Annotated in this window: 20 protein-coding genes and 1 pseudogene; 16 read left to right on the forward strand and 5 right to left on the reverse strand. The window is 66.7% G+C overall.

All coding sequences use genetic code 11. The features are described from left to right. The coding region (lpdA, locus tag RT97_RS21430; protein WP_042580846.1) for a dihydrolipoyl dehydrogenase at positions 1 to 1,591 on the forward strand (1,591 nt) is incomplete at its 5' end. 88 nt (positions 1,592 to 1,679) lie between these two features. Here lpdA (RT97_RS21430) and RT97_RS21435 read toward each other — a convergent pair. Continuing rightward, complete coding sequence (locus RT97_RS21435; RefSeq protein ID WP_042580847.1) at positions 1,680 to 2,264, reverse strand: C40 family peptidase; 585 nt, start codon at positions 2,262 to 2,264, stop codon at positions 1,680 to 1,682. Between the two features lie 241 nt (positions 2,265 to 2,505). Here RT97_RS21435 and RT97_RS21440 point away from each other — a divergent pair, with 241 nt between their 5' ends. Beyond that, entirely contained in the window at positions 2,506 to 3,636 is a 1,131-nt protein-coding gene (locus tag RT97_RS21440; protein WP_042580848.1) for a PQQ-dependent sugar dehydrogenase, read from the forward strand. 13 nt (positions 3,637 to 3,649) lie between these two features. Here the strand turns inward: RT97_RS21440 and RT97_RS21445 are convergent, their stop codons facing one another. Continuing rightward, positions 3,650 to 4,420, reverse strand: coding sequence for an alpha/beta fold hydrolase (locus tag RT97_RS21445; RefSeq protein WP_052810718.1), 771 nt, complete (start codon positions 4,418 to 4,420; stop codon positions 3,650 to 3,652). A 10-nt stretch (positions 4,421 to 4,430) separates the two neighbouring features. Continuing rightward, on the reverse strand, positions 4,431 to 6,068 hold the full coding sequence (locus RT97_RS21450) for a 4-hydroxyphenylacetate 3-hydroxylase family protein (RefSeq protein WP_042580849.1): 1,638 nt from the start codon (positions 6,066 to 6,068) through the stop codon (positions 4,431 to 4,433). Positions 6,069 to 6,180: 112 nt separating this feature from the next. On the opposite strand from RT97_RS21450, the gene RT97_RS21455 reads away from it, so the two are divergent. The 9 genes and pseudogenes from RT97_RS21455 to RT97_RS21495 all read left to right on the forward strand — a co-directional run bounded on the left by RT97_RS21455 (position 6,181) and on the right by RT97_RS21495 (position 17,625). Next, on the forward strand, positions 6,181 to 6,885 hold the full coding sequence (locus tag RT97_RS21455) for a TetR/AcrR family transcriptional regulator (RefSeq protein ID WP_042580850.1): 705 nt from the start codon (positions 6,181 to 6,183) through the stop codon (positions 6,883 to 6,885). Between the two features lie 12 nt (positions 6,886 to 6,897). Beyond that, complete coding sequence (locus tag RT97_RS21460) at positions 6,898 to 7,500, forward strand: isochorismatase family protein (RefSeq protein WP_042580851.1); 603 nt, start codon at positions 6,898 to 6,900, stop codon at positions 7,498 to 7,500. 126 nt (positions 7,501 to 7,626) lie between these two features. Continuing rightward, a pseudogene (locus tag RT97_RS21465) lies at positions 7,627 to 9,549 on the forward strand (propionate--CoA ligase); the annotation flags it as partial. 179 nt (positions 9,550 to 9,728) lie between these two features. After that, complete coding sequence (locus RT97_RS21470) at positions 9,729 to 12,605, forward strand: 2-oxoglutarate dehydrogenase E1 component (RefSeq protein ID WP_042580853.1); 2,877 nt, start codon at positions 9,729 to 9,731, stop codon at positions 12,603 to 12,605. Positions 12,606 to 12,659: 54 nt separating this feature from the next. Beyond that, on the forward strand, positions 12,660 to 13,928 hold the full coding sequence (gene odhB / locus RT97_RS21475; protein ID WP_042580854.1) for a 2-oxoglutarate dehydrogenase complex dihydrolipoyllysine-residue succinyltransferase: 1,269 nt from the start codon (positions 12,660 to 12,662) through the stop codon (positions 13,926 to 13,928). A gap of 16 nt (positions 13,929 to 13,944) precedes the next feature. Continuing rightward, positions 13,945 to 14,406 carry a GNAT family N-acetyltransferase gene (locus RT97_RS21480; protein ID WP_042580855.1) on the forward strand — a complete coding sequence of 154 codons (462 nt, stop codon included), beginning with the start codon at positions 13,945 to 13,947 and terminating at the stop codon, positions 14,404 to 14,406. Positions 14,407 to 14,421: 15 nt separating this feature from the next. After that, complete coding sequence (lpdA, locus tag RT97_RS21485) at positions 14,422 to 15,849, forward strand: dihydrolipoyl dehydrogenase (protein ID WP_042580856.1); 1,428 nt, start codon at positions 14,422 to 14,424, stop codon at positions 15,847 to 15,849. A 13-nt stretch (positions 15,850 to 15,862) separates the two neighbouring features. Further along, positions 15,863 to 16,963, forward strand: a complete 1,101-nt coding sequence (gene zapE, locus RT97_RS21490; protein ID WP_042580857.1) for a cell division protein ZapE — start codon at positions 15,863 to 15,865, stop codon at positions 16,961 to 16,963. Continuing rightward, positions 16,960 to 17,625: a hypothetical protein gene (locus tag RT97_RS21495; RefSeq protein WP_042580858.1), complete on the forward strand. Its 666-nt coding sequence runs from the start codon at positions 16,960 to 16,962 to the stop codon at positions 17,623 to 17,625. Before zapE ends, RT97_RS21495 begins: the two co-directional genes overlap by 4 nt. Before the next feature lie 32 nt (positions 17,626 to 17,657). Here the strand turns inward: RT97_RS21495 and RT97_RS21500 are convergent, their stop codons facing one another. Next, positions 17,658 to 18,446: a PP2C family protein-serine/threonine phosphatase gene (locus RT97_RS21500; RefSeq protein WP_042580859.1), complete on the reverse strand. Its 789-nt coding sequence runs from the start codon at positions 18,444 to 18,446 to the stop codon at positions 17,658 to 17,660. A gap of 108 nt (positions 18,447 to 18,554) precedes the next feature. On the opposite strand from RT97_RS21500, the gene RT97_RS21505 reads away from it, so the two are divergent. Both RT97_RS21505 and RT97_RS21510 read left to right on the forward strand, forming a co-directional pair. Further along, complete coding sequence (locus RT97_RS21505) at positions 18,555 to 18,758, forward strand: DUF465 domain-containing protein (RefSeq protein ID WP_042580860.1); 204 nt, start codon at positions 18,555 to 18,557, stop codon at positions 18,756 to 18,758. Beyond that, positions 18,755 to 20,821: an ATP-dependent DNA helicase gene (locus RT97_RS21510; protein WP_042580861.1), complete on the forward strand. Its 2,067-nt coding sequence runs from the start codon at positions 18,755 to 18,757 to the stop codon at positions 20,819 to 20,821. Before RT97_RS21505 ends, RT97_RS21510 begins: the two co-directional genes overlap by 4 nt. Before the next feature lie 14 nt (positions 20,822 to 20,835). On the opposite strand, the gene RT97_RS21515 is transcribed toward RT97_RS21510, so the two are convergent. After that, a complete protein-coding gene (locus RT97_RS21515) occupies positions 20,836 to 21,642 on the reverse strand; it encodes an outer membrane protein assembly factor BamD (protein ID WP_042580862.1) in 807 nt (268 codons plus the stop codon). Between the two features lie 71 nt (positions 21,643 to 21,713). Between RT97_RS21515 and RT97_RS21520 the strand changes: the two genes are divergently transcribed. The 3 genes from RT97_RS21520 (at position 21,714) to RT97_RS21530 (ending at position 25,515) form a co-directional block, all read left to right on the forward strand. Beyond that, positions 21,714 to 22,682: an RluA family pseudouridine synthase gene (locus RT97_RS21520; protein ID WP_042580863.1), complete on the forward strand. Its 969-nt coding sequence runs from the start codon at positions 21,714 to 21,716 to the stop codon at positions 22,680 to 22,682. 129 nt (positions 22,683 to 22,811) lie between these two features. Beyond that, positions 22,812 to 23,726, forward strand: coding sequence for an SMC-Scp complex subunit ScpB (scpB, locus tag RT97_RS21525; RefSeq protein WP_042580864.1), 915 nt, complete (start codon positions 22,812 to 22,814; stop codon positions 23,724 to 23,726). Further along, positions 23,713 to 25,515 (forward strand): pseudouridine synthase, encoded by a 1,803-nt coding sequence (locus RT97_RS21530; protein ID WP_042580865.1) that lies wholly within the window; start codon positions 23,713 to 23,715, stop codon positions 25,513 to 25,515. The genes scpB and RT97_RS21530 overlap by 14 nt, the downstream gene beginning before the upstream one ends. Positions 25,516 to 25,629 lie beyond the last annotated feature (114 nt).

A 25,629-nucleotide genomic window follows, 5' to 3' on the forward strand; every position in this document is an offset into this window, starting at 1 on the left:
GCCTGCGCCGGCAGCAGCCGCACCCGCGCCCGCGCCCGCCGCGGCGGCTCCTGCGCCCAAGGCCGCAGCGCCAGCCCCCGCGCCGGCTCCGGCCGCAGCGGCCGTTGCCTCCACCTATGGCGGGAAGGTCGATGTCGAGTGCGACGTGATCGTGCTCGGCGCGGGCCCTGGCGGTTATTCGGCAGCATTCCGCGCGGCCGACCTGGGCCTGAAGGTCGTGCTGATCGAGCGCTACGCCACCCTCGGCGGCGTGTGCCTGAACGTCGGTTGCATCCCCTCGAAGGCGCTGCTGCACGTGGCGTCGGTCATGGACGAGGTCAAGCACTTCGCCGACCTGGGCGTGAGCTTCGCCGCACCCACGGTCGATCGCGCCAAGCTGCTCGGCCACAAGAACAAGGTGGTAGGCAAGCTCACCGGCGGCCTCACGGCCATGGCCAAGATGCGCAAGGTGACGGTGCTGCGCGGCGTGGGCAATTTCATCGACCCGTACCACCTGGAAGTCGAAGAGACCTCCGGCACCAGCTGGGACACCACCGGCAAGAAGCAGACCGTCAAGTTCCGCAACGCGATCATCGCGGCCGGCTCGCAGTCGGTCAGCCTGCCGTTCATGCCCAAGGACCCGCGCATCGTGGATTCCACCGGCGCGCTCGAGATGGGCACGGACCCCAAGCGCATGCTCGTGCTGGGCGGCGGCATCATCGGCCTCGAGATGGGCACGGTGTATTCCACTCTGGGCGCGCGCCTCGATGTGGTCGAAATGCTCGATGGCCTGATGCAGGGCGCCGACCGCGACCTGGTGAAGGTCTGGCAGAAGATGAACGCGCCGCGCTTCGACAACATCATGTTGAAGACCAAGACGGTCGGCGCCGAAGCCACGAAGGAAGGCATCAAGGTCACCTTCGAGGGCGAGAACGCACCCAAGGAGCCGCAGGTGTACGACCTGGTGCTGCAGGCCGTGGGCCGCAGCCCCAACGGCAAGAAGATCGGCGCCGAAAAGGCGGGCGTCACGGTGAGCGATCGGGGCTTCATTCCGGTGGACATCCAGATGCGCACCAACGTGCCCCACATCTTCGCAATCGGCGACATCGTGGGCCAGCCCATGCTGGCGCACAAGGCGGTGCATGAGGCCCACGTGGCGGCCGAGGTGATCGCCGGCGAGCAGAAGGGCGACAAGGAGCTTTCCAGCGCTGCCTTCAACGCCCGCGTGATCCCGAGCGTGGCCTACACCGACCCCGAGGTGGCGTGGGTCGGCCTCACGGAAGACCAGGCCAAGGCCGAAGGCATCAAGGTCAAGAAGGGCCATTTCCCGTGGACCGCTTCGGGCCGCGCCATCGCCAACGGGCGCGACGAGGGCTTCACCAAGCTGCTGTTCGACGCCGAGACGCACCGCATCCTGGGCGGCGGCATCGTCGGCACGCATGCGGGCGACATGATTGGCGAGATCGCGCTGGCCATCGAGATGGGCGCGGACGAGATCGACATCGGCAAGACCATCCACCCGCACCCGACGCTGGGCGAAAGCATCGGCATGGCGGCGGAAGTGGCGCACGGTACCTGTACCGACCTGCCGCCGGCGAAGAAGGCGGCCTGACAGAGCCAGAGGCGCTATCGGGCGCCCACAAAAAATCCCGCCGCGGCGGGATTTTTTTCGTCCTGATCCTGGTGGATCGGAAGGGGGATCAGTCGTCGCCGGTACGCGCGTTTGCCGCGGCGGCCTTGATCTCTTCGGTCGGTGCGCCGCCGAGTACGCGGCGGGCGCCGTCGAAGCGGCGCTGCCAGTAGCTGCCGTTCATGTCTTCGACACGAACCTGGGCACCCGAACGGGGGGAGTGGATGAACTTGCCTTCGCCGACATAGATGCCGACATGGCTGAAGGCGCGGCGCATGGTGTTGAAGAACACGAGGTCGCCGGGCTTGAGCTGGCTGCGGTCGATCTTCTCGGTGGCGGCAGCTTGCTCTTCGGCGCGGCGGGGGAGCATGTGCCCGACAGTCTGGTTGTACATCGCGCGGACGAAGCCGCTGCAATCGAAACCGGACTCTGCAGTATTGCCGCCGCGGCGGTAAGGAACGCCCAGGAAGCCGATGGCGGTCACCACCAGGTCGGAAGTTCGTTCGGTGACTGTTTGACGGACCTGCTTGAGTTGCCCGATCAGACCTTTGTCTGCGAGCAAGCCGGCCAGTTCGTCATCGGGTCGGTCCTGTTGAGGGGCTGCATGAACAGCGACGGCAAAGAGGAGGGACGCGGGTAGGACGAAAAAACGCATGGCGCGTAGGATATTGATGACGCGCGGTTATGTCAATTTAAACTGAATTAGCGAATGTGTCTGCAAATCGTTGATTTGTTTGAATTTTTTCGATTCGGCCGAATAAAAAATGTAACGGTGGACCTTTATGGTCCATAAGTGGTTCGCTTCGAATGGGCCTTCGGGCCCGAAGTGAACTGTCGTGCGGGCTGGAAGCTGGCGCCATTTCTCGCCAAGATGGCCCCAACTACCCGGAAAAAACATGAACTTTCGGATTAATTTGACCGCACGACTGGCTCGCGGCACCGTTTTTGTCGCCGCTCTCGGTTTTGGCGCTCTGGTTTTTGCCCAAGCGCGCCCTGAAACGGTGGCAACCGGCCTCGAAAACCCGTGGGGCGTGACCTTTTTGCCGGGCGGCCGCTACGTGGTCACCGAGCGTCCCGGACGGATGCGACTGATCGGCGCGGACGGCAAAGTCGGCGCGCCTCTCGCGGGCTTGCCCACCATCGCGGCTGGCGGCCAGGGCGGCTTGCTCGATGTGCTGGCCGACTCCGGCTTCGAGAAAAACCGCACGCTGTACTTCTGCTTCTCCGAGCCCGAGGCCAGCGGTTCCGGCAACAGCACCGCGCTGGCGAGCACCCAACTGTCGGCCGATGGCGCACGGCTCGAGAACCTCAAGATCATCTTCAGCCAGAAGCCCAAGGTGGCGAGCCGCTCGCACTTCGGCTGCCGCATCGTCGAGGCGCGCGACGGCACGCTGTTCCTCACGCTGGGCGACCGCTTCAGCCGCAAGGAAGATGCGCAAAAGCTCGACAACCACCACGGCAAGGTCGTCCGCATCAACAAGGACGGCTCCGTGCCGAAGGACAACCCCTTCGTCGGCAAGGCGGGTGCGCTGCCCGAGATCTGGAGCTACGGCCATCGCAACGGGCAGGGCGCCACGCTCGCGCCCGACGGCCGCTTCTGGATGAACGAGCACGGACCGCAGGGCGGCGACGAAATCAACGTCCCACAGGCCGGCCGCAACTACGGCTGGCCGGTGATCACCTACGGCGAGAACTACGGCGGCGGAAAGATCGGCGACGGCATTACCGCCAGGGAGGGCATGGAGCAGCCGTTGCATTACTGGGTGCCGTCGATCGCCCCCTCGGGCATGGCGTTTCTCACGAGCGACCGCTACGGCGCGGCTTGGAAGGGCAACCTCTTCGTGGGCTCGCTGAAGTTCGGCTACCTCGACCGCATCGAACTGAAGGACGGCAAGGTGGTGGCCGAGCACAAGCTGCTGACCGACAGCCGGGCGCGCATCCGCGATGTGAAGCAGGGGCCGGACGGGCTGCTCTACGTGCTGACCGACGAGTCCGACGGCAAGTTGCTGCGCCTGCGCCCGAACTGAGGAAGCCCGCGATTCAGCCGGGGCAGCCCGGCAGCGGCAGGGTGGGCAGCATGCGGCGCCAGAGCCGCGTCCACTCGGGCCAGTCGTGGCCGCCTTCCGTCGTGAAGACGCGGGCCGGCGGCAATGCTGCGGCGAGCAGCCGGTGGCTGAAGGCAAAGCGATCGTCGACCGCGTAGCCGAGATAGAGCGGCGGCCGCGCGCCGAAGGTGGCGGTGGCGCCGACGTAGCCGCGCATCCATTGCCAGAGCTGGGTTTCGTTCGGCGTGCGCGGGTCGCTGCCCGGCGGATCGCTCAGCGGCCCCGTCCAGCGGGCGAGGCCGCCGGCATTGGCGATGTCGGTGCCCAGGCCGCGCTCGCCGAGATAGGGCGCAAGGGTGACGAGGCCCGCGAGTTCGCCGGGGTGTGTCTGCGCGTAGAGCAGTCCGCCGAAGCCGCCGACCGAGATGCCGACGATCCAGATCGACTTGTAGCCCTGGCTGCGCGCGGGCGCCATCACGTCCTGGCTCAGGCGCTCGAGGATGGTCTTGTTGTTGTAGTAGCCGAGGTGCGCATCGACCCGCATCACGTCGACCGCGAGCCTGTTGTCGTTCAGGGCACTGACGAAGCCTTCGCGCACGAACTCGTCAGGGTGCGAGTAGGCGCCGGGCAGCAGTACGACGAGCGTGTCGGCGTTCGGCGTGCAGGCGCTCTTTTCGAGCATGGTCTCCAGCGGGGCCTTCGCCGTGCGCAGGCCGCCGCAGCCGGTGGCCACGAGGACCGCACAAAGTGCTGAAAGAATTCGCATCCGCCGGAGTCTAGGCGCGCTCGGCACGATGAGAGGCCGGCAGGTCGACCATCACCGGCTGGCCCGGCGTGGTGCAACCGGTGTCGCAGCATTTGCCGGGCTGCCGGTTCTTCGTGATGGCGCGTGCGGGTTCGTGCGGCGCGGCGGCAGGCGAGCCGTCTGCCGCGATGCCGCGCTCCAGGATGCGCTCGACCAGTTCGACCTTGGAGCCGACCGGGTAGTTGCGCCAGATCTCCTGCTTCATCGCCGCCGGCGAGCCGCCGCCATGCAAGCTGATCACGCTGTACCAGCCGCCCTGGTAGCCGGCCGTGAGGTCTTCGATGAACCGCGCCGTCTCGATGCGCTGCTCGTAGGGAATTGCCGGGTTGGCGCGCAGCACGTCCGACAGGCGCGCAGCGGTCTCGGGGTTGTGGTCTTCGTCGGGGCCGGGCAGGGTGACGATCAGGCCGCCGCTCACGTAGTGGGCGATGCGGTGCATGTCGTAGATCTTCGTGGCCAGCAGCAGCTTGCCGATGTTGCTGAACACCGGGTCGGGCATGAAGACTTCGCAGTGTTCGTCGGCCTGGCCGTAGACGCTGGCCGCCACGCCGCACGCGAAGAAGCTCTCTGTGAGGGTGATGAGTTCGACCATCTGCTCGCGCAAGTGGCTCTCCTTGCCAGGGTCGAAGCCGTTGGCCTCGCACATCAAGGCGCCGGCGCCGATCAGGAGGTCGCCGAAACCCGCGCGGGCACCGATGCAGCTGTGGCGGTGGTGGGTGGCGTAGCTGTAGGTCAGGTGGCCGGAGTGCTCCCAGGTTCCGTTGTCGCCGGCGTAGAACACGCGCTCCCACGGCACGAAGACCCGGTCGAACATGCACACGCCGGTGCTCTGGCCGTACTTGCGGCTGAAGAGGGCGTCGCCGTGTTCCAGCTTCTCGCCGGGCCGGCCTGCCGGGCGCGCGACGATGGTGAGGCCGGGCGCATCCAGCGGCACGGCGCAGCACACGGCGAAGTCGGCGTCTTCGCGGCCCATGTTGCGGCAGGGCATGACCAGCAACTCGTGCACATAGGGCGCGCCGGTCACGATGGCCTTGGTGCCCGAAATGACGATGCCGCGCGCATTGCGCTCGACCACGTGCAGGTAGCTGTCGACGTTCGCCTGTTCGTGCGGCCGGCGGCTGCGGTCGCCCTTGGCGTCGGTCATGGCGACGCCGAGCGTCAGGTCCTGGTCCTGGACGCGGTGCAGGTACTCGTGGAAACGCGCGGTGTGCTCGGTGCTGCCGCGCGCATCGTCGATGCGGGCCGACACCTGCGCGATCGCGTTGAGCGCGTCGTGCGTCAGGTAGCGCTGGGCGCAGCCGGTTTCCTGGCAGACCAGCCGCACGGCTTCGAGCTTGTTGAGCAGGTCGCCCGAGCTGGTGTTGATGTGCGAGAGCCGGTTCACTCGCTTGCCGCTCGTATGTTGCACGGCGGTCATCAGGGGCTCGTACTGGCTCTTGAGCGCGTAGTCGTAGGTGAGGGCGATGGCATTGATGCCGGGCTGGAACGCGGCTTCGTCGGCGACGCTGTCGACCCGGCGGCCATCGACGAACACATTGGGGGTGTAGCGGCGCAGCGATTCGCGATAGTCGGCGCCGGACATGAGGGCAGCGGGGAGCGGGGCGTTCATCGTTTGTCTCCGTTTTCTTATCGTCAGCGCAAAGATTTGAACATTGTTCAATTTTTATATCAATGTTAAAAAATATGAACTGAAGCCCGATCCCGGGCCTATAGTGCCGCCCATGCACGCCAAGCTCCAACGCCGCCAGACCCTCGCGGACGCCCGTCGTGCCCTCGTGCTCGATGCTGCCCGCGCGGTGTTTTCGGAGGCGGGGATCGAGGGCGCGAGCATCCGCGAAATCGCGAAGAAGGCGGGCTATACGCCGGGCGCCATCTATTCGTACTTCGAGAGCAAGGAGGCGATCTATGCCGCGCTGCTCGACGAATCGCTGCTGCGCCTGCAGGCCGCAGTCGCCGAGGCGAAGATGTCCAGGTCCCGCCCCGAAAAGACCCTGGCTGCAAAGGCCCAGGCCTGGTTCGACTTCTACGCGGCGAACCCGCGCGACCTCGACCTCGGCTTCTACCTGGTCCACGGCATGCGCCCCCGTGGCCTGACAAGCGAGCTGGACCACGAACTCAACGACCGTCTCTACGACGCACTGCGCCCCTGCGAAGACGCGCTGCTGGCCATGGGCCTCGACGCGGCGTTGGCGCTGCAGGAAAACACGGCACTCTTCGCGCATGGCGTCGGCCTTTTGTTGATGCAGCACACCGGTCGCATCCGCATGTTCCGGCAGTCGGCAGATGCCCTGTTCAAGACCTACCTGGCGCAACTGACGCAGCGATCCGCCGCCCCGGCGACGAATGAAGAGGCCGGCGCGCCCGCCCGGGCCGGCCAACCCGATCTTTTCGGTGGTACGGTTCAGCCCAATTCAACCGATACCTGAAAGACCCCGTTCATGCTGCTCGACGCCTCGCTCTCCCAACTCGTTCTGGTCGACTACCAGGCGCGGCTGATGCCGGCGATCTTCGAGGGCGAGTCGGTCGCGCAGAACGCGGTGCGGCTGGGCAAGCTGGCGCGCCTGTTCGAGGTTCCGGTGTTCGGCACCGAGCACAACCCTTCCAAGCTGGGCGAGAACCTGCCCGACATCCGCGCGCTGTGCCAACGCACATTGCCGAAGATGCACTTCAGCGGCGTGGAAGAGGGCCTGGGCGAATGGCTGCGCGTGCCGGCCAAGGCGCCGCAGGGCAATGCGCGCAGCCTGCCCAAGCACCTGCAGAAGCCGGCAGCCGCGGCGGAAGAGCGCAACACCATCGTGATCGCCGGCTGCGAAGCCCATGTCTGCCTGCTGCAGACCGCGCTCGACCTGCTGGAAGACGAGTTCGAAGTCTGGGTGGTCACCGACGCTTGTGGCTCCCGCACGGAACGCAACCGCGATGCCGCCTTCGACCGGCTGGCCGGCGCCGGTGCCGAGCTCGTGACGACCGAGATGGTCGCCTTCGAGTGGCTGCGCACGGCGGAACATCCCGCATTTCCTGAAGTGCTCGCGCTCGTCCGATAGCCGGATCGCAGCCGCCGGGCAGGGCTCGGCCGGATTGTTCCGGCCGTCAGCTTGCTGCAAGATCGGTCTCCATAATTATGAATTCAGTTTTGGCGAGCCTGCTGAAACCGGACAAATGACAGGAGACAAATCGAGATGAGCCGCTATGAAGAGTTCTATCGCCAGTCCGTCGACGCGCCCGAGGCCTTCTGGGCCGAGCAGGCCCGGCTGATCGACTGGCATACCCCCGCCACGCAGATCCTCGACGCCAGCCAGCCGCCGTTCGCGCGCTGGTTCGTCGGAGGCACAACCAACCTGTGCCACAACGCGGTCGACCGCCACCTGGCCGCGCGCGGCGATCAGCCCGCGCTGATCTTCGTGTCCACGGAAACCGGCGTCGAGAAGAGCTACAGCTTCCGCGAACTGCACGCCGAGGTGCAGCGCACCGCCGCCAGCCTGATCGAGCTGGGCGTGGGCAAGGGCGATCGCGTGCTGATCTACATGCCGATGATTGCCGAGGCTGCCTTCGCGATGCTGGCGTGCGCCCGCATCGGCGCGATCCACTGCGTTGTGTTCGGCGGTTTCGCGAGCGGCTCGCTGGCGACGCGCATCGAGGATGCCGAGCCCAAAGTCGTCGTGAGCGCCGATGCGGGTTCGCGCGGCGGCAAGGTCATCGCGTACAAGCCGCTGCTCGACGAGGCGATCCGACTGTCCAGGTACAAGCCGTCGGCGGTGCTGCTGACGGACCGCGGCCTCGCGCCCATGGACATGATCGCCGGCCGCGATCACCTGGCCACCGAACTGCGCCAGAAGCACATCGATGCACAAGTGCCCTGCACCTGGCTCGCCTCGACCGACATCAGCTACACCATCTACACGAGTGGCACCACCGGCAAGCCCAAGGGCGTGCAGCGCGACGTGGGCGGCTACGCCGTGGCGCTGGCCGCGAGCATGAAGCACATCTTCGACGGCCGGCCCGGCGAAACGTACTTCTCGACCAGCGACATCGGCTGGGTCGTGGGCCACAGCTACATCGTTTATGGCCCGCTCATCGCCGGCATGGCGACGATCATGTACGAGGGCCTGCCGACCCAGGGCATCGACCGGCAGCCCGACGGCGGCATCTGGTGGCGCCTCGTCGAAAAGTACAAGGTGACGGTAATGTTCAGCGCGCCAACCGCGGTGCGCGTGCTCAAGAAGCAGGACCCGGCGCTGCTCAAGAAATACGACCTCTCGACCCTGCGCGCGCTGTTCCTGGCGGGCGAGCCGCTGGACGAGCCGACCGCGCGCTGGATCAGCGAGGGCCTGGGCGTGCCGATCATTGACAACTACTGGCAGACCGAATCGGGCTGGCCGATGATCACCATTGCCAACGGCGTGGAGCCAAAGCCGAGCAAGTTCGGCAGCCCGGGCATTCCGATGTACGGCTACCGCATCAAGATCCTGCATGAATCGACCGGCGAGGAACTCACGGCACCGAACGAGAAGGGCGTTGTGGTGGTCGAAGGACCGACGCCGCCGGGTTTCATGCAGACCGTGTGGAAAGACGACGCGCGCTTCGTCAATACCTACTGGAAGAGCGTGCCCGGCAAGATGGTCTATTCGACCTTCGATTGGGGCATCCGCGACGCGGACGGCTACTTCTACATCCTGGGCCGCACCGACGACGTGATCAACGTCGCAGGCCATCGGCTCGGCACGCGAGAGATCGAGGAGAGCATCTCGGGCCACGCCAACGTGGCCGAGGTCGCGGTGGTCGGCGTGGCCGACGCGCTGAAGGGCCAGGTGGCGATGGCTTTCGTCGTTCCGAAGGACGGCCGCGCCGTTACCGACGCCGACGCGGCGCTGAAGCTCGAGGGCGAGATCATGAAAGTGGTGGCCGACCAGCTCGGGGCCCTTGCGCGGCCCGCGCGCGTGCGCTTCGTCTCGGGCCTGCCCAAGACCCGCAGCGGCAAATTGCTGCGCCGCGCCATCCAGGCCGTGTGCGAGCGGCGCGACCCGGGCGACCTGACGACCATCGACGACCCGGCCACGCTGCAGCAGATCAAACTGTTACTCGACCAAGGCTGAGATCCCTCCAATGGGGGTTGCAGACCCCCTTGGCGCCGTCATATGGTTGACGTGGCACAATGCCAAGGTACTCAGGCCCTTCCCCAGCCACAGTCGCATCCGCCAATCGGTTCAGCCGTGTCGCGGAAGGTTTCTTAACCAGCTAGTGCTTCCTTCAGGGAAGCGAAGGTCAGCGGATCATGAGCGATTCCTCTACGCCCACGGCGTACACCGCCTATCAAGGCAACACCTACCTCTTCGGCGGCAATGCGCCCTATGTCGAAGAGATGTACGAAAACTACCTCTCCAACCCCGGCAGCGTTCCCGACAACTGGCGTTCGTACTTCGACGCCCTGCAGAACGTTCCCGCGGCCGACGGCACCAACACTCGCGACGTGCCGCACCTGCCGGTCATCAATGCTTTCGCCGAACGCGCGAAGCAGGGCACGACCAAGGTCGTGCAGGCAAGCGGCGCCGACTCCGAGCTCGGCCGCAAGCGCACCGCCGTCCAGCAGCTGATTGCCGCCTACCGCAATGTCGGCGCTCGCTGGGCCGACCTCGACCCGCTCAAGCGCGCCGAGCGTCCCGCCATTCCGGAACTCGAGCCCTCGTTCTACGGCTTTGCCGACGCCGACCTCGAAACGGTGTTCAACACCAGCAACACATTCTTCGGCAAGGACACCATGTCCTTGCGCGACCTGCTCAACGCATTGCGCGAAACGTACTGCGGCACGATGGGTGCCGAGTACATGTACACCACCGACCAGAACCACAAGCGCTGGTGGCAGCAGAAGCTCGAGAGCGCACGCACCAACCCGAAGCTGAGCGCCGAGCAGAAGAAGCACGTGCTCAACCGCCTGACCGCGGCCGAAGGCCTCGAGCGTTTCCTGCACACCAAGTACGTCGGCCAGAAGCGCTTCTCGCTCGAAGGCGGCGAAAGCTTCATCGTCTCGATGGACGAGCTGATCAACCAGGCAGGCGCCAAGGGCGTGCAGGAAATCGTGATCGGCATGGCCCACCGCGGCCGCCTGAACGTGCTGGTCAACTCGCTCGGCAAGATGCCGGCCGACCTGTTCGCCGAGTTCGACCACACCGCGCCTGAAGACCTGCCCAGCGGCGACGTCAAGTACCACCAGGGCTTCAGCTCGGACGTGACCACCCCCGGCGGCCCGGTGCACCTGAGCCTCGCGTTCAACCCCTCGCACCTTGAAATCGTGAACCCCGTGGTCGAAGGCTCCGTGCGTGCCCGCATGGACCGCCGCGCCGACCCGCTGGGCAAGCAGGTGCTGCCCGTGATCGTGCACGGCGACGCCGCCTTCGCAGGCCAGGGCGTCGTGATGGAAACGCTGGCGCTGGCCGAAACCCGTGGCTACTCCACCGGCGGCACGGTGCACATCGTCATCAACAACCAGATCGGCTTCACCACCAGCGACCCGCGCGACAGCCGCTCGACGCTGTATTGCACCGACATCGTCAAGATGGTCGATGCACCCGTGCTGCACGTGAACGGCGACGATCCCGAAGCCGTGGTGCTCGCCACCCAGCTCGCGCTGGAGTTCCGCATGGAATTCCAGAAGGACGTGGTCGTGGACATCATCTGCTTCCGGAAGCTCGGCCACAACGAGCAGGACACGCCCTCGCTCACGCAGCCGCTCATGTACAAGAAGATCGCCCAGCACCCCGGCACGCGCAAGCTGTACGCCGACAAGCTGGCCGCTCAAGGCCTGGGCGACACGCTCGGCGACGACATGGTCAAGGCGCAGCGCGCGGCCTTCGACGAAGGCAAGAACACCGTCGACCCCGTGCTCACCAACTTCAAGAGCAAGTACGCCGTCGACTGGAGCCCGTACCTCAACAAGAAGTGGACCGACGCCGGCGACACCGCCATCCCGTCGTCCGAGTGGAAGCGCCTGGCCGAGAAGATCACCACGGTGCCGCAAGGCTTCACGGTGCACCCGCTCGTCAAGAAGGTGCTGGACGACCGCGCCGCCATGGGCCGCGGCGACGTGAACGTCGACTGGGGCATGGGCGAGCACATGGCTTTCGCCTCGCTGGTGGCCAGCGGCTACCCGGTGCGCCTGTCGGGCGAAGACTCGGGCCGCGGCACGTTCACGCACCGCCATGCCGTGCTGCACGACCAGAACCGCGAGAAGTTCGACGAAGGCACCTACACGCCGCTGCAGAACGTGGCTGAAAACCAGGCACCGTTCGTCGTCATCGACTCGATCCTGTCGGAAGAAGCCGTGCTCGCGTTTGAATACGGCTACGCGTCCAACGACCCGAACACGCTCGTCATCTGGGAAGCCCAGTTCGGCGACTTCGTGAACGGCGCGCAAGTGGTGATCGACCAGTTCATCGCCTCGGGCGAAGTGAAGTGGGGCCGCGTCAACGGCCTCACGATGATGCTGCCGCACGGCTACGAAGGCCAGGGCCCCGAGCACAGCTCGGCACGCCTGGAGCGCTTCATGCAGCTGAGCGCCGACACCAACATGCAGGTGGTGCAGCCCACCACGGCCAGCCAGATCTTCCACGTGCTGCGCCGCCAGATGGTGCGCAACCTGCGCAAGCCCCTGATCATCATGACGCCCAAGTCGCTGCTGCGGAACAAGGACGCGACCTCGCCGCTGTCCGAGTTCACCAAGGGCAGCTTCCAGACCGTCATTCCCGACAGCAAGGGCCTGAAGGCCGAGAAGGTCAAGCGCCTGATCGCCTGCTCGGGCAAGGTCTACTACGACCTGGCCAAGAAGCGCGAGGAGCAGGGCAACGACGACGTGGCGATCATCCGCGTCGAGCAGCTCTATCCGTTCCCGCACAAGGCATTCGCTGCAGAGATCAAGAAGTACCCGAACCTCTCGGACGTGGTGTGGTGCCAGGACGAGCCGCAGAACCAGGGCGCTTGGTTCTTCGTGCAGCACTACATCCACGAAAACATGCAGGACGGCCAGAAGCTGGGCTACTCCGGCCGCGCCGCTTCGGCATCGCCGGCGGTGGGGTACTCGCACCTGCACCAGGAACAGCAGAAGGCGCTCGTCGATGGCGCATTTGGCAAGCTCAAGGGCTTCGTGCTGACCAAGTAATCCAGGCCTCTTTTCACACGAACACCCTCAAGAAAAACACGGAGCAATCTCCAAATGTCTATCGTAGAAGTCAAAGTCCCCCAGCTTTCCGAATCCGTGGCCGAGGCCACCATGCTCACCTGGAAGAAGAAGGCCGGCGACGCCGTTGCCGTCGATGAAATCCTGATCGAGATCGAGACCGACAAGGTCGTGCTGGAAGTGCCCGCGCCCTCGGCCGGCGTGCTCGCCGAAATCGTGCAGCCCGATGGCGCCACCGTGGTGGCCGACCAGCTGATCGCCAAGATCGACACCGAAGGCAAGGCGAGCGCCGCTGCGCCGGCTGCAGCAGCACCCACTGCCGCTGCGCCGGCTGCTGCCGCGCCTGCTCCGGCAGCCGCTGCGGCCGCCACCGGCGGTTCGAAGTCCGACGTTGCCATGCCCGCCGCTGCCAAGCTGCTGGCCGACAACAACCTGAAGACCGGCGACGTTGCCGGGACCGGCAAGGACGGCCGCGTCACCAAGGGCGACGTGCTCGGCGCCGTCGCTTCGGGCGCCAAGCCCGCGGCTGCCGCCATTCCTGCGCCGGCTGCCAAGCCCGCACTGCCGCAGGTCGCGGCACCGGTCGGTTCGTCCGACCTGGGCGAGCGTCCGGAACAGCGCGTGCCGATGAGCCGCCTGCGCGCCCGCATCGCCGAGCGCCTGATCCAGTCGCAGTCGACCAACGCGATCCTCACGACCTTCAACGAAGTGAACATGGCGCCCGTCATGGAACTGCGCAAGCGCTTCCAGGACAGCTTCACCAAGGAACACGGCGTGAAGCTGGGGTTCATGTCCTTCTTCGTGAAGGCTGCGGTGCACGCCCTCAAGAAGTACCCGGTGATCAACGCCTCGGTCGACGGCAACGACATCCTGTACCACGGCTACTTCGACATCGGCATCGCCGTGGGTTCGCCGCGCGGCCTGGTGGTGCCGATCCTGCGCAATGCCGACCAGATGAGCTTTGCCGACATCGAGAAGAAGATCGCCGAGTACGGCAAGAAGGCGCAAGACGGCAAGCTGGGCATCGAGGAGATGACCGGCGGCACGTTCTCGATCTCGAACGGCGGCACCTTCGGCTCGATGCTCTCGACGCCGATCATCAACCCGCCCCAGTCGGCCATCCTCGGCGTGCACGCCACCAAGGACCGCGCCGTCGTGGAGAACGGCCAGATCGTCATCCGCCCGATGAACTACCTGGCCATGAGCTACGACCACCGCATCATCGACGGCCGCGAAGCCGTGCTGGGCCTGGTCGCCATGAAGGAAGCGCTGGAAGATCCGTCGCGCCTGTTGTTCGACATCTGACCCACGCGCGCTGCCGATGGAGTGGTATTGCAAGCCTTTCGACGCTTTGACGGCGTCGGAGCTCTACGCGATTCTGTCGGCGCGCAGCGAAGTCTTTGTCGTGGAGCAGCGCTGCGTGTACCTCGATCCGGACGGCAAGGACGCGCAGGCCCTCCACCTCTTCGCGGTGGACGGCGCAAAGGGCCAGCTGAAGGTAGCAGCGTACATGCGCCTCCTGCCGCCGGGCGTGTCGTACGAGGAAGCCTCGATCGGACGTGTCCTGACGGGCACCGCGTACCGCGGCCGGGGCATCGGGCAAGAGCTCCTGGGCAAGGGGATCGCGCACGCCGACGGGCTCTGGCCGCATGTCGCGCTCCGGATCGGCGCGCAGGCGTACCTGCAGAAGTTGTATGAATCGGCGGGCTTTGCCACAGTGGGCGAGCCCTACGACGAAGACGGGATACCGCACATCGAGATGGTGCGGAGCGTTCATCACTAAATTTTCGGAAATCAAATGACCAAACAATTCGATGTCATCGTGATCGGCGGCGGCCCCGGCGGCTACATCGCCGCGATCCGTGCGGCGCAACTGGGCTTCAACACGGCCTGCATCGACGAGTGGAAGAACGCCAAGGGCGGTCCCGCGCTCGGCGGTACCTGCACGAACGTGGGCTGCATTCCGTCGAAGGCGCTGCTGCAATCGTCGGAACACTTCGAGCACGCCGGCCACGGCTTTGCGGACCACGGCATCAACGTGTCGGGCCTCGAACTCGACGTCGGCAAGATGCTGGCCCGCAAGGACCAGGTCGTGAAGCAGAACAACGACGGCATCACCTACCTGTTCAAGAAGAACAAGATCACGTCGTTCCACGGCCGTGGCTCGTTCGTGAAGGCCGCTGAAGGCGGCTACGAGATCAAGGTGGCGGGCGCCGCCGAGGAAACCATCGTCGGCAAGCACATCATCGTGGCCACGGGCTCCAACGCCCGCGCGCTGCCGGGCGCGGCCTTCGACGAAGAGAACATTCTCTCGAACGACGGCGCGCTGCGCATCGGCGCCGTGCCCAAGAAGCTCGCGCTGATCGGCTCGGGCGTGATCGGCCTCGAAATGGGCTCCGTGTGGCGCCGTCTCGGTTCCGAAGTGACGGTGCTCGAAGCGCTGCCCACGTTCCTGGGCGCGGTGGACGAGCAGATCGCCAAGGAAGCCAAGAAGGCGTTCGACAAGCAGGGCCTGAAGATCGAGCTGGGCGTGAAGGTCGGCGAGATCAAGTCGGGCAAGAAGGGCGTCTCCATCGCCTGGACCAACGCCAAGGGCGAAGCCCAGGTGCTCGACGTCGACAAGCTGATCGTGTCGATCGGCCGCGTGCCCAACACCATCGGCCTCGCAGCCGACGCCGTGGGCCTGGCCCTCGACGAGCGCGGTGCCATCACCGTGGACGGCGACTGCAAGACGAACCTGCCCAACGTGTGGGCGATCGGCGACGTGGTGCGCGGCCCGATGCTGGCGCACAAGGCCGAGGAAGAGGGCGTTGCCGTGGCCGAGCGCATTGCCGGCCAGCATGGACACGTCAACTTCAACACGATCCCGTGGGTGATCTACACGCACCCCGAGATCGCGTGGGTCGGCCAGACCGAGCAGCAGCTCAAGGCCGAAGGCCGCGCCTACAAGGCCGGCACCTTCCCGTTCCTGGCGAATGGCCGCGCACGCGCGCTGGGCGACACGACCGGCATGGTCAAGTTCCTGGCCGACGCCGCGACCGACGAGATCCTGGGCGTGCACATGGTGGGCCCGCAGGTCAGCGAGTTGATCTCCGAAGCCGTGGTGGCCATGGAATTCAAGGCGAGCGCCGAAGACATCGCGCGCATCTGCCACGCGCACCCGTCGCTGTCGGAAGCCACGAAGGAAGCGGCACTCGCCGTGGACAAGCGCACGCTGAACTTCTGATTCGCCGTTTCTCTTGACCAGCGTCAAACAGGCCTACGAGGCGGAGCTCGCCACGCGCGGGTTCCAAAGCGATCCCGCGCAGCTGCGTGCCGTGGAGGCGCTGGATCGGTGCGCGAACGAATGGGCCGAGTACAAGGCCCAGCGTTCGAATGCGCTGAAGAAGTTCATCAACCGGCCCGAGCTGCCGCGCGGCGTCTACATGTACGGTGGCGTCGGGCGGGGCAAGAGCTTCCTGATGGACCTGTTCTTCAATGCGGTGCCGCTGCGCCGCAAGACGCGGCTGCACTTTCACGAATTCATGCGCGAGGTGCACCGCGAGCTGCGGGAGTTGCAGGGGACGGTCAACCCGCTCGACGAGCTGGGCCTGCGCATCTCCAAGCGCTACAAGCTCATCTGCTTCGACGAGTTCCACGTGGCGGACATCACCGACGCGATGATTCTTCATCGGTTGCTGGTGTCGCTGTTCGAGAACGGCGTGGGCTTCGTCACCACCTCCAATTTCAAGCCCGACGACCTGTATCCCGGCGGGCTGCACCGCGACCGCATCCTGCCTGCGATCGCGCTGCTCAACGAGAAGCTCGAAGTGTTGAGCGTGGACAACGGCACCGACTACCGGCGCCGCACGCTCGAGCAATTGCGCATGTACCTCACGCCGAACGACGCTTCGGCCGAGAAGGAAATGCGCAAGGCCTTCGACAAGCTGGCCGAGACGGCCGACGAAAACCCGGTGCTGCACATCGAGTCGCGCGAGATCCGCGCGCGGCGCAAGGCCGGCGGCGTGGTCTGGTTCGATTTCAAGACGCTCTGCGGCGGACCGCGCTCGCAGAACGACTACCTGGAAATCGCCAGCCAGTTCCACACGGTGCTCCTGTCCGACGTGCCGCACATGCCGGTGCGCATGGCTTCGGAAGCACGCCGTTTCACCTGGCTGGTGGATGTCTTGTACGACCGGCGCGTGAAGCTCATCATGTCGGCCGAGGTTCCGCCCGAGGCGTTGTACACCGAGGGTCCGCTGGCGCACGAGTTTCCGCGCACGGTCTCCCGGCTCACCGAAATGCAGTCGAGCGAGTTCCTCTCCCTGGAACGCCGCATCGTTGACACCCGACTCACATGAAAAAAATCGCCCTTGCCTTGCTGATGACGTTGGCCAGCCTTCCGCTCTGGGCGCAGTCGAACGCCGCGGCCGGCAACGCGAACCTGGACGCCGAACGCAGCCGGCTGTCCAGCGAGCGCGAAGCGATCGAAGCGCGCTTCCTGCAGGAGCGCACGGCCTGCTACGCGAAGTTCGCGGTCGAGGACTGCCTGCGCGAGAGCCGCACCCGCCGGCGCAAGGAGCTCGACAGCATCAAGCGCCAGGAAACGGCGATCAACGACATTCAGCGGCAGCGCGCTGGTGCCGCGGAGCTGCAGAAGCTCGACCAGAAGGCCGCAACGCAGCGCCCGGCGGACACCGCCGAAAAGAAAGAGCAGTCGCAGCAGGGCCAGAAAGACCGCGAGCAGCGCGCAACCGACCATGCGGCCAGCCGCGCCGCCACGGCCGCCGAAGCCGCCGAGCGCCAGCGGCAGTTCGACAGCAAGCAGAAGGCGCACGCCGACGCCGAGGCCAAGGCCGCGCAACGCCGGGCCGAGGCACCGACCGCCGCCGCGCAGTTCGCCGACAAGCAGAAGAAGGCCGAAGAACACCGGGCGAGCCGCGAGCGGCAGAACGCCAACCGCACCAAGCCGCGCGGCGCGCCGCTGCCGCCGGCTGCCGCCGCATCAGCGCCAGCGCGTTGAGCATCGGCGCCGAAGCGCCGCGGGCTCGCCGATCAGGCCGTGGCGGTGGCCGCCGCGGCTTCTGGCAGCGGGTCGAGCTTGAGCACGGCGATCGAGATGTTGTCGCCTGTGCCGCGGGCCCGGCGACGCGCTTCGCCCACCAGGATCTCGACTGCGTCGCGCGGCGGCTGCGCATACAGCACGCTCGCCAGTTCCGCGGGGCTGAAGTAGTGCCAGAGCCCGTCGCTGCACGCCATCAGCAGGTCGCCCGTCTGCATCTTCGGGATGTAGTGCGGGTCGATGGGCGGCGGCGTCGTGGCCATGCCGAGGCACCCGAGCAGGATGTTGCCCTGCGGATGCACGTTGGCCTCGGCCTCGCTGATCTGGCCGCGGTCGATCAGCGCCTGCACGTACGAATGGTCGCGCGTGCGCTTGATCAGTTGCCCGTCGTGAAAGTGATAGATGCGGGAGTCACCCGCGTGGATCCAGGCGCAGTCGCCCTTCGGGGTCATGAGGAACGCCGCCAGCGTGCTGTGCGGCTCCTGCTCGCTCGAGATCGCCGTGAGCTTGATGACCGTGTGCGCATCGTCGAGCAGCTGGCGAAGCACGGCCTCGGGGTCGTCGCGGTCGGGGTGGTAGCGGGTGAAGAGCTGGCGGGCCGTCATGAGCACCTGGTCGGAGGCCTTGCGGCCACCGCTGCGGCCACCCATGCCATCGGCGATGACGCCCAGGACACAGCCCGGCGTGCGCGGATGGCTCATCATCAACACCTGGTCCTGTTGATAGGGGCGGTCTCCCTTGTGGAGGCCGGTGGCGGCGGCAAGTCGAAAGCCTTGGGTCATGAGCACATGTGCGCCAAGGGCGCGCTTCCTGTCTTCTCGTAAATTCGTATCAGGACGTATTATCGAACGAACATGCGCCGCGCAAACCCTGCGTTCGCACACCCACCGTTGGACTCCAATCTCCACTCCCTTTCCCGCCAGCTGATCGAACTGCGCATCGAGCACGCCGATCTGGACGCCACCATCGACCGCCTCGCCGAAGCCTCGACGCAAGACGAACTCCTGCTGCGGCGGCTGAAGAAGCGACGTCTCGCGCTGCGCGACCAGATCACGCGCGTGGAGAACATGCTCGATCCGAGAGAGCCCGCGTGACCGAGTCGCTCGAGGACAAGGTGCGCGATGCGTTCGCGCAGGGCGGGGTGCTCTCGCATGCCGCCGATCAGTTCCGCGAACGCTCTGGCCAGACCGACATGGCGATGGCGGTAGCCCGCACCATCGACCAGGGCGGCGTGCTCGTGGTCGAGGCCGGCACCGGTGTCGGCAAGACCTTTTCGTATCTCGTGCCGGCACTGCTGAGTGGCGAGCGCGTGTTGCTGTCGACAGCCACCAAGACCCTGCAGGACCAGCTCTTCGGTCGCGACCTGCCGCGGCTGGTCGAGGCCTTCGGGCTGCCGGTGCGCACGGCGCTCCTGAAGGGGCGGGGCAGCTACCTGTGCCTGCACCGGCTCGACACGGCGCGCCACGACGCCTCCTTGCCCGAACGCGGGAGCCTTCGCACGCTCGCCAAGATCGAGCAATGGTCCAAGGCCACGCGCACCGGCGACCTGGCCGAGCTGCCGGGACTCGACGAGCGTTCGCCGCTGATTCCGCTGATCACGTCCACGCGCGAGAACTGCCTGGGCGCGCAGTGCCCGCAGTTCAAGCCCTGCCACGTCAACCTGGCGCGGCGCGAGGCGCTGGCGGCCGACATCGTCGTCATCAACCACCACCTGTTCTTTGCCGATCTCGCGGTGCGCGAGACCGGCATGGCGGAATTGCTCCCGACCGTGAGCGTGGTGGTGTTCGACGAGGCGCATCAACTCAACGAGACCGGCGTGCAGTTTCTGGGCGCGCAGCTCGGCAGCGGCCAGGCCCTCGACTTCGCGCGCGACATGCTGGGGGCCGGCCTTCAGCATGCGCGCGGGCTGGTCGACTGGCAGCTGCTGGTGGCCTCGGTCGAGCGGGCCGCGCGCGAGCTGCGGCTGGTGGTCGGCAAGCAATGGCCCGGCGCCAAGCTGCGCTGGCTGGGCGAGTCGCCCGAGGGGGTCGATCCCGGTGCCTGGCAGAGGTCGCTCGAAGACCTGCAGCACTCATTCGAGATGGCAGCCGAAGGGCTCGACACCGTCAGCGAAATTTCTCCCGACTTCGTGCGGCTTCACGAGCGGGCGCAGCAACTCGCCAAGCGCGCGGCGCGCTTCGCGCTGCCATGCGCGGTCGATTCCGTGCGCTGGGTGGACGTGGGCTCGCAGCTGCGGCTGATCGAATCGCCGCTCGACATCGCCGAGGCGATGCGCAAGCGCGTGCTCAAGATCAGCGAGCCGGACGACGAGGACGACAGCGACACCGATGCATACGGCGAGCGCCCCGCGGCGCAGGAGCGGGAGCCCGATCGCCGCGCCTGGGTTTTCACCTCCGCCACGTTGGGTGACGAGCCCACGCTGCGTTGGTTCACCGAGCCGTGCGGACTGGGCGATGCCGAGGTGCTGCGCGTGCAGAGCCCGTTCGACTACGCATCGCAGGCCGCGCTCTATGTGCCGCGCGTTTTTCCGAAACCCAACGATGCCTCGCACAGCACGAAGGTTGCGCAACTGGCTGCACGCGGCGCCGCCGAACTGGGCGGCCGCACGCTGGTGCTGACAACCACGCTGCGCGCATTGCGCACCATCGGCGATGCGATGAAGCAGCACTTCGAACTGCTCGATGCGGCGGTGCGGCCCGAGGTGCTGGTGCAAGGCGAACTGCCCAAGCGCGTGCTGATGGAGCGATTCCGCGAGGGTGCGAACGAGGGGCGTGCCGGCTGCGTGCTGGTCGCATCGGCGTCGTTCTGGGAGGGCTTCGATGCGCCGGGCGATGCGCTGCAGCTGGTGGTGATCGACAAGCTGCCGTTCCCGCCGCCCAACGATCCGCTGGTCGAGGCGCGCTCGCAGCGCCTGGAAGCCCAGGGGCGCAGTTCGTTCAGCGACTATTCGTTGCCCGAGGCGGCCGTGGCGCTCAAGCAGGGGGCGGGGCGTTTGATTCGCCGCGAGACCGACAGCGGTGTGCTGGCGATTTGCGATACCCGGCTGGTCGCCATGGGCTATGGCCGCCGACTGCTGGCAGCGCTGCCGCCGATGCGGCGGCTGGAATCCGAAGCGGATTTCGAGAGCGCGATCGGCGCGCTCAAGAATCCGTACTAGACGCTAGAAGCGTCTTACCAGAGCTTCCACCAAGGGTCGTTGCTGCCCTTGAAACCGTTGGCGAGGTAGGTGCTCTGCGGATAGTTGGTGGTCAGCACGCGCTGGGCGTCGTCGCGCAGGTCGTTCATGCCGAGCGCGTCGTACGACTTCACCATGATGTACAGGGCTTCTTCGAGCGCCGGCACTTCGCGGTAGTCGGACAGCGCGATCTGCGCCCGGTTGATGGCCGCCAGGTAGGCGCCGCGCGAGTAGTAGTAGCGCGCCACGTGAACCTCGTACTGCGCGAGCGAGTTCACGATGTAGTTCATGCGCTGGCGCGCGTCGGGTGCGTAGCGCGAATCGGGAAAGCGCGTGACGAGGTCGCGGAACGACTCGAACGATTCCTTGGCGGCCTTCTGATCGCGCTCGGACAGGTCCTGGCGCGTGAGGAATGCGAACATGCCCAGGTCGTCGTTGAAGTTGATCACGCCCTTCAGGTAGAGCGCGTAATCGAGCGCCGGGCTGGCCGGGTGCAGCTTCATGAAGCGGTCGATGGTGGCGATGGCGTTGGCCTTTTCGCCGCCCTTGTACTGGGCGTAGGCCTTTTCCAACTGGGCCTGCTGCGCAAGCGGGGTGCCGGCGGCGCGGCCTTCGAGCTTCTCGTACAGGGGCACGGCCTTGTCGTAGGCACCCGAGCTGGATTCTTCCTTGGCTTCCGAGTAAATGCGGTTGGGGCTCCAGTTGGCGGTCTTGTCTTCCTTGGTGGAAGAGCAGCCGGTAGCGAGCAGAGCCGCCGCGCTGAGCGCGATCCAGGCGGGGACCGATAATTTGGCGCGAAACATCACATACGGCTTTCGTGAAACAGTTGCCTTCAATTATATCGACCGACCCTTCGGCCGATCCCCCGGAAACCATGGAGCTCGAAGAGGGCGCCGATCCGGTCGAGCCGAGCGAACTGCGCTCCTTCGGCATCAGCCAGGACCAGCACGGGCAGCGGCTCGACCGCGCGCTGGCCGTGCTGGTGCCTGAATTTTCCAGAAGTTACCTGCAGCAATTGATCGAAGCCGGCGCTGTCGAGCTCCAGGGCCGCACGCTCACCAAGGCCTCGGCCACCGTGCGCGCGGGGCAGGCGGGGCACATCGAACTGCGGCCCACGCCCCAGAGCCAGGCCTTCAGGCCCGAGCCGATGGACCTCGTCACCGTGTACGAGGACGAGCACCTGCGCATCATCGACAAGCCGGCCGGCCTGGTCGTGCATCCGGCGCCGGGCCACTGGAGCGGCACGCTCCTGAACGGGCTGCTGGCGCTGGATGCGAAGGCCGTGCTGCTGCCACGCGCGGGCATCGTGCACCGACTCGACCGCGACACCAGCGGGCTGATGGTCGTTGCGCGCACCCGCGCCGCGATGGACGCGATGGTCGCGCTGATCGCCGCGCGCGAGGTCAAACGGCAGTACCTAGCGATCGGGCACAAGCCGTGGGTCGGCGCCGCGGCCCGACAGGTCGATGCCCCGATCGGGCGCGATCCGCGCAACCGGCTGCGCATGGCCGTGGTCGACCTGGAGCGCCATTCGGGCAAGACGGCGCGCACGCTGATCGAGCGGCTCGACAGCCATTCCGAAGGGTGCGTGGTGCGCTGCACGCTCGAAACCGGCCGCACGCACCAGATTCGCGTGCACATGGCATCGATCGGACATCCGCTGGTCGGCGACGCGCTGTACGGCGGCGCCCCCGCGGTCGGCCTCGCGCGCCAGGGGCTCCACGCGTTCCGGCTGGCGTTCGTGCATCCCATCACGCAAGCGGCCCTGGAGTTCCGATCCCCGCCGCCACCGGACCTCGTCCAGGCGTTGCAGTCCTGGGGGCTGGACTACAATCGCGCCTGACGGCCCGAGGGCCGCGCCGGCCCCCCGATGCCGGCCCTGCGTTGCACTCGCCGCGTGCCGGCAACGCCTCCTTCTTTCATCCTTCTGAACAAGCGTCCCCGAGGCGCCTTTTCCCGGATAACGCGAACCATGAATACGGCGGATGCCAAGCGCATTCTCGAAACCGCCTTGATCTGTTCGAGCCAGCCGTTGCCGGTGCGCGATCTGCGCGTGCTGTTCGACGACGAACTGGGCGTGGACACCATCAAGGTGCTGTTGCTTGAACTGCAGGAAGACTGGGCGCAACGCGGCCTGGAGCTGGTGAGCGTCGGCAGCGGCTGGCGCTTCCAGAGCCGGCCCGAGATGCGCGACCACCTCGATCGCCTGCACCCCGAGAAGCCGCCGCGCTACACGCGCGCCGCGCTCGAGACGCTGGCCATCATTGCCTACCGCCAACCGGCCACGCGCGGCGACATGGAAGACATCCGGGGCGTCACGATCAATTCGCTCATCCTGAAACAGCTCGAGGACCGCGGCTGGGTCGAGGTGATCGGCCACCGCGAGACCGTCGGCCGGCCCGCGCTCTACGCGACCACCCGTCAGTTTCTCGACGACCTCGGTCTTGCCTCGCTCGACCAGTTGCCCCTGATCGAAACGCCCGCACAGCAGGCCGCGCTGGTCGATGCGCTCGAACAGGCGTCCGGCGACCAGCCGGGCCTGCCTATGGATGCGGTGGCCGAGTCCGATGCCGACGCATCCGCCGATGGCGCTGCGGACGTAACGCCGGAAGATTTGTCGCCAGAGGCGCCGCTGCCGGCCGACGGCACGATCGAAGCCGCTCCAGAGGTGGTGCAAGCCGCCGCAGCGCAGGTCGCCGAAGACGCCGCATCCGCCGACCTGGCCGAAGCCGAGGAAGCCCCGCTACCTGCAGGCGACGAAGCCGGGTCTCCCGCCGAAGGCGAGCCCACCCCCGTTATCGACTCCGATCCCGATCCCGATGCCGCGTCCCAGGACGAGGCCGACCCCCACGCAGTTCCTCCGGAAAAACCCCATGAGCCCATCTGACATCGACGACGCGGGAATCCAGCCGGTCGCGCCTGAATCCGAGCAAAAGGAGGCGCCGGTGACCGAGCAGGCTGCGGATGCCGGCATCGATTCCGCAGCGCCTGCTGATGGCGAGGCTCCCAAGAAGCGGCGCCCACGCAAGAAGAAGGTGGTCGAGGCTGCTGGCGACGAGGCAGAGGCATCCTCTACGGTCGAGCAGGCCGAGCCGGTGAACCCCGAGGTTCAAACACCGGCTGTGACCGCCGCAGTCGAGGAGGCCGCTCCGATCGAAGCAGCCCGGCAGGAGCGCCCGGCAGAGGAAGCGCCTCGCGATGACCGGAGTGATCAAGGCGACGACGAGGACGAAGACGAAGACGAAGAACCCGACGAGGAAGAAGACGACCTGGACCGCGCTCGCCGCGCCGCCGAGCGCGAACAGCGCAACGCTCCGCCGACCGAGCCGATCCGCTTCGCGGACGTCATCTCTGGCCAGTTCGACGCCGACGAGGAAAGCCCCGAGGTGCCGCCGCTCAAGCGCGTGCTGCTGCCCGAAGCCGATTCGCCCAAGCTGCACAAGGTGCTGGCCCAGGCCGGCCTGGGTTCGCGGCTGGAGATGGAGTCGCTGATCCTGCAGGGCCGCATTTCCGTCAACAACGAGCCCGCGCACATCGGCCAGCGCATCCAGTACGGCGACCAGGTCAAGATCAACGGCAAGCCGATCCGCTACCGCATCGCCCCCCCGCCGCCGCGCGTGATCGCCTATCACAAACCTGTCGGCGAGGTGGTTACGCATGACGATCCTCAGAACCGCCCCACGGTGTTTCGCAAGCTCCCGCGCCTGCAGCAGGGCAAGTGGCAGTCGGTCGGCCGCCTCGACCTGAACACCGAAGGCCTGCTGCTGTTCAGCAGCTCCGGCGACCTGGCCAATCAACTGATGCACCCGCGCTTCGGCCTGGAGCGCGAGTACGCGGTGCGCGTATTGGGCGCGCTCAGCAGCGAAGAGAAGCAGAAGCTGCTCGACGGCGTGCGCCTGGAAGACGGCATGGCCCAGTTCGGCACCATCGAAGAAGGAGGCGGCGAAGGTTCCAACTGCTGGTACCGCGTCACCATTTCCGAAGGCCGCAACCGCGAAGTGCGCCGGTTGTTCGAGTCGGTGGGCCATGCGGTCAGCCGGCTGATCCGTATCCGCTATGGCGCGATGGTGCTGCCGCGCGGCCTGAAGCGCGGCGCCTGGATGGAGCTGGACGAGCGCGACATCCGCGCACTGTTCCAGGCATCCGGCGGCGCAGCTGCGCGCCCCGCGGCGCCCCAGCAACGCGGTCCCGGCGGACCCGACGGCGGTGGCCGCAACGGGCGCAACAAGAAGCGCCGCGGCAACCGCAATGGCGGTGGACAAGGCCAGGGCCAAGGCCAAGGCCAGCAACCGCGCGAAATGCGCGATGACGGGCGCGAGGCGCCGATTCCTAATCCGCTGGGCGACGGTCGCCCGCCGCGTGGCGATCGCGGCGGCCGTGCCAACCGCGGCGGCGGCAACGGCGGACCGCCTCAGCAACGGCGCGGCAATGCCGGAGGCAACAACCGCCAGGGGCAGGGCGGCGGCAATCGCCAGCAGGGCGACGACCGCCAGCCGAGCGGCGCCAATCAACCCGATCCGATGAAGACCTCGCTGGGCTACATCGGTGCCGACAGCTTCTCGCGTCAGCGCAAGGAGCAGCGCGGAGGCCCGGGGGGGCGCCGCAGCGGTGGCGGGGGCGCCGCGGGTGGCGGCGGTTACGGCGGCCCGGCCGGCTCGCGCCGCCGCGGACGCTGAAAACCAGCCGTCACGGCGCGGCTTTCGCGGGGTTTTCACCAATCCCGAAGGCCGCGCCGGTTAAAATCAGAGGCTTTGTCGACTGGTGACGAAACAAATTCGTTGCAGTTGTGA

Origin of the sequence: Variovorax paradoxus, from assembly GCF_000834655.1 — a bacterium.
GTDB lineage: Bacteria > Pseudomonadota > Gammaproteobacteria > Burkholderiales > Burkholderiaceae_C > Variovorax > Variovorax paradoxus_F.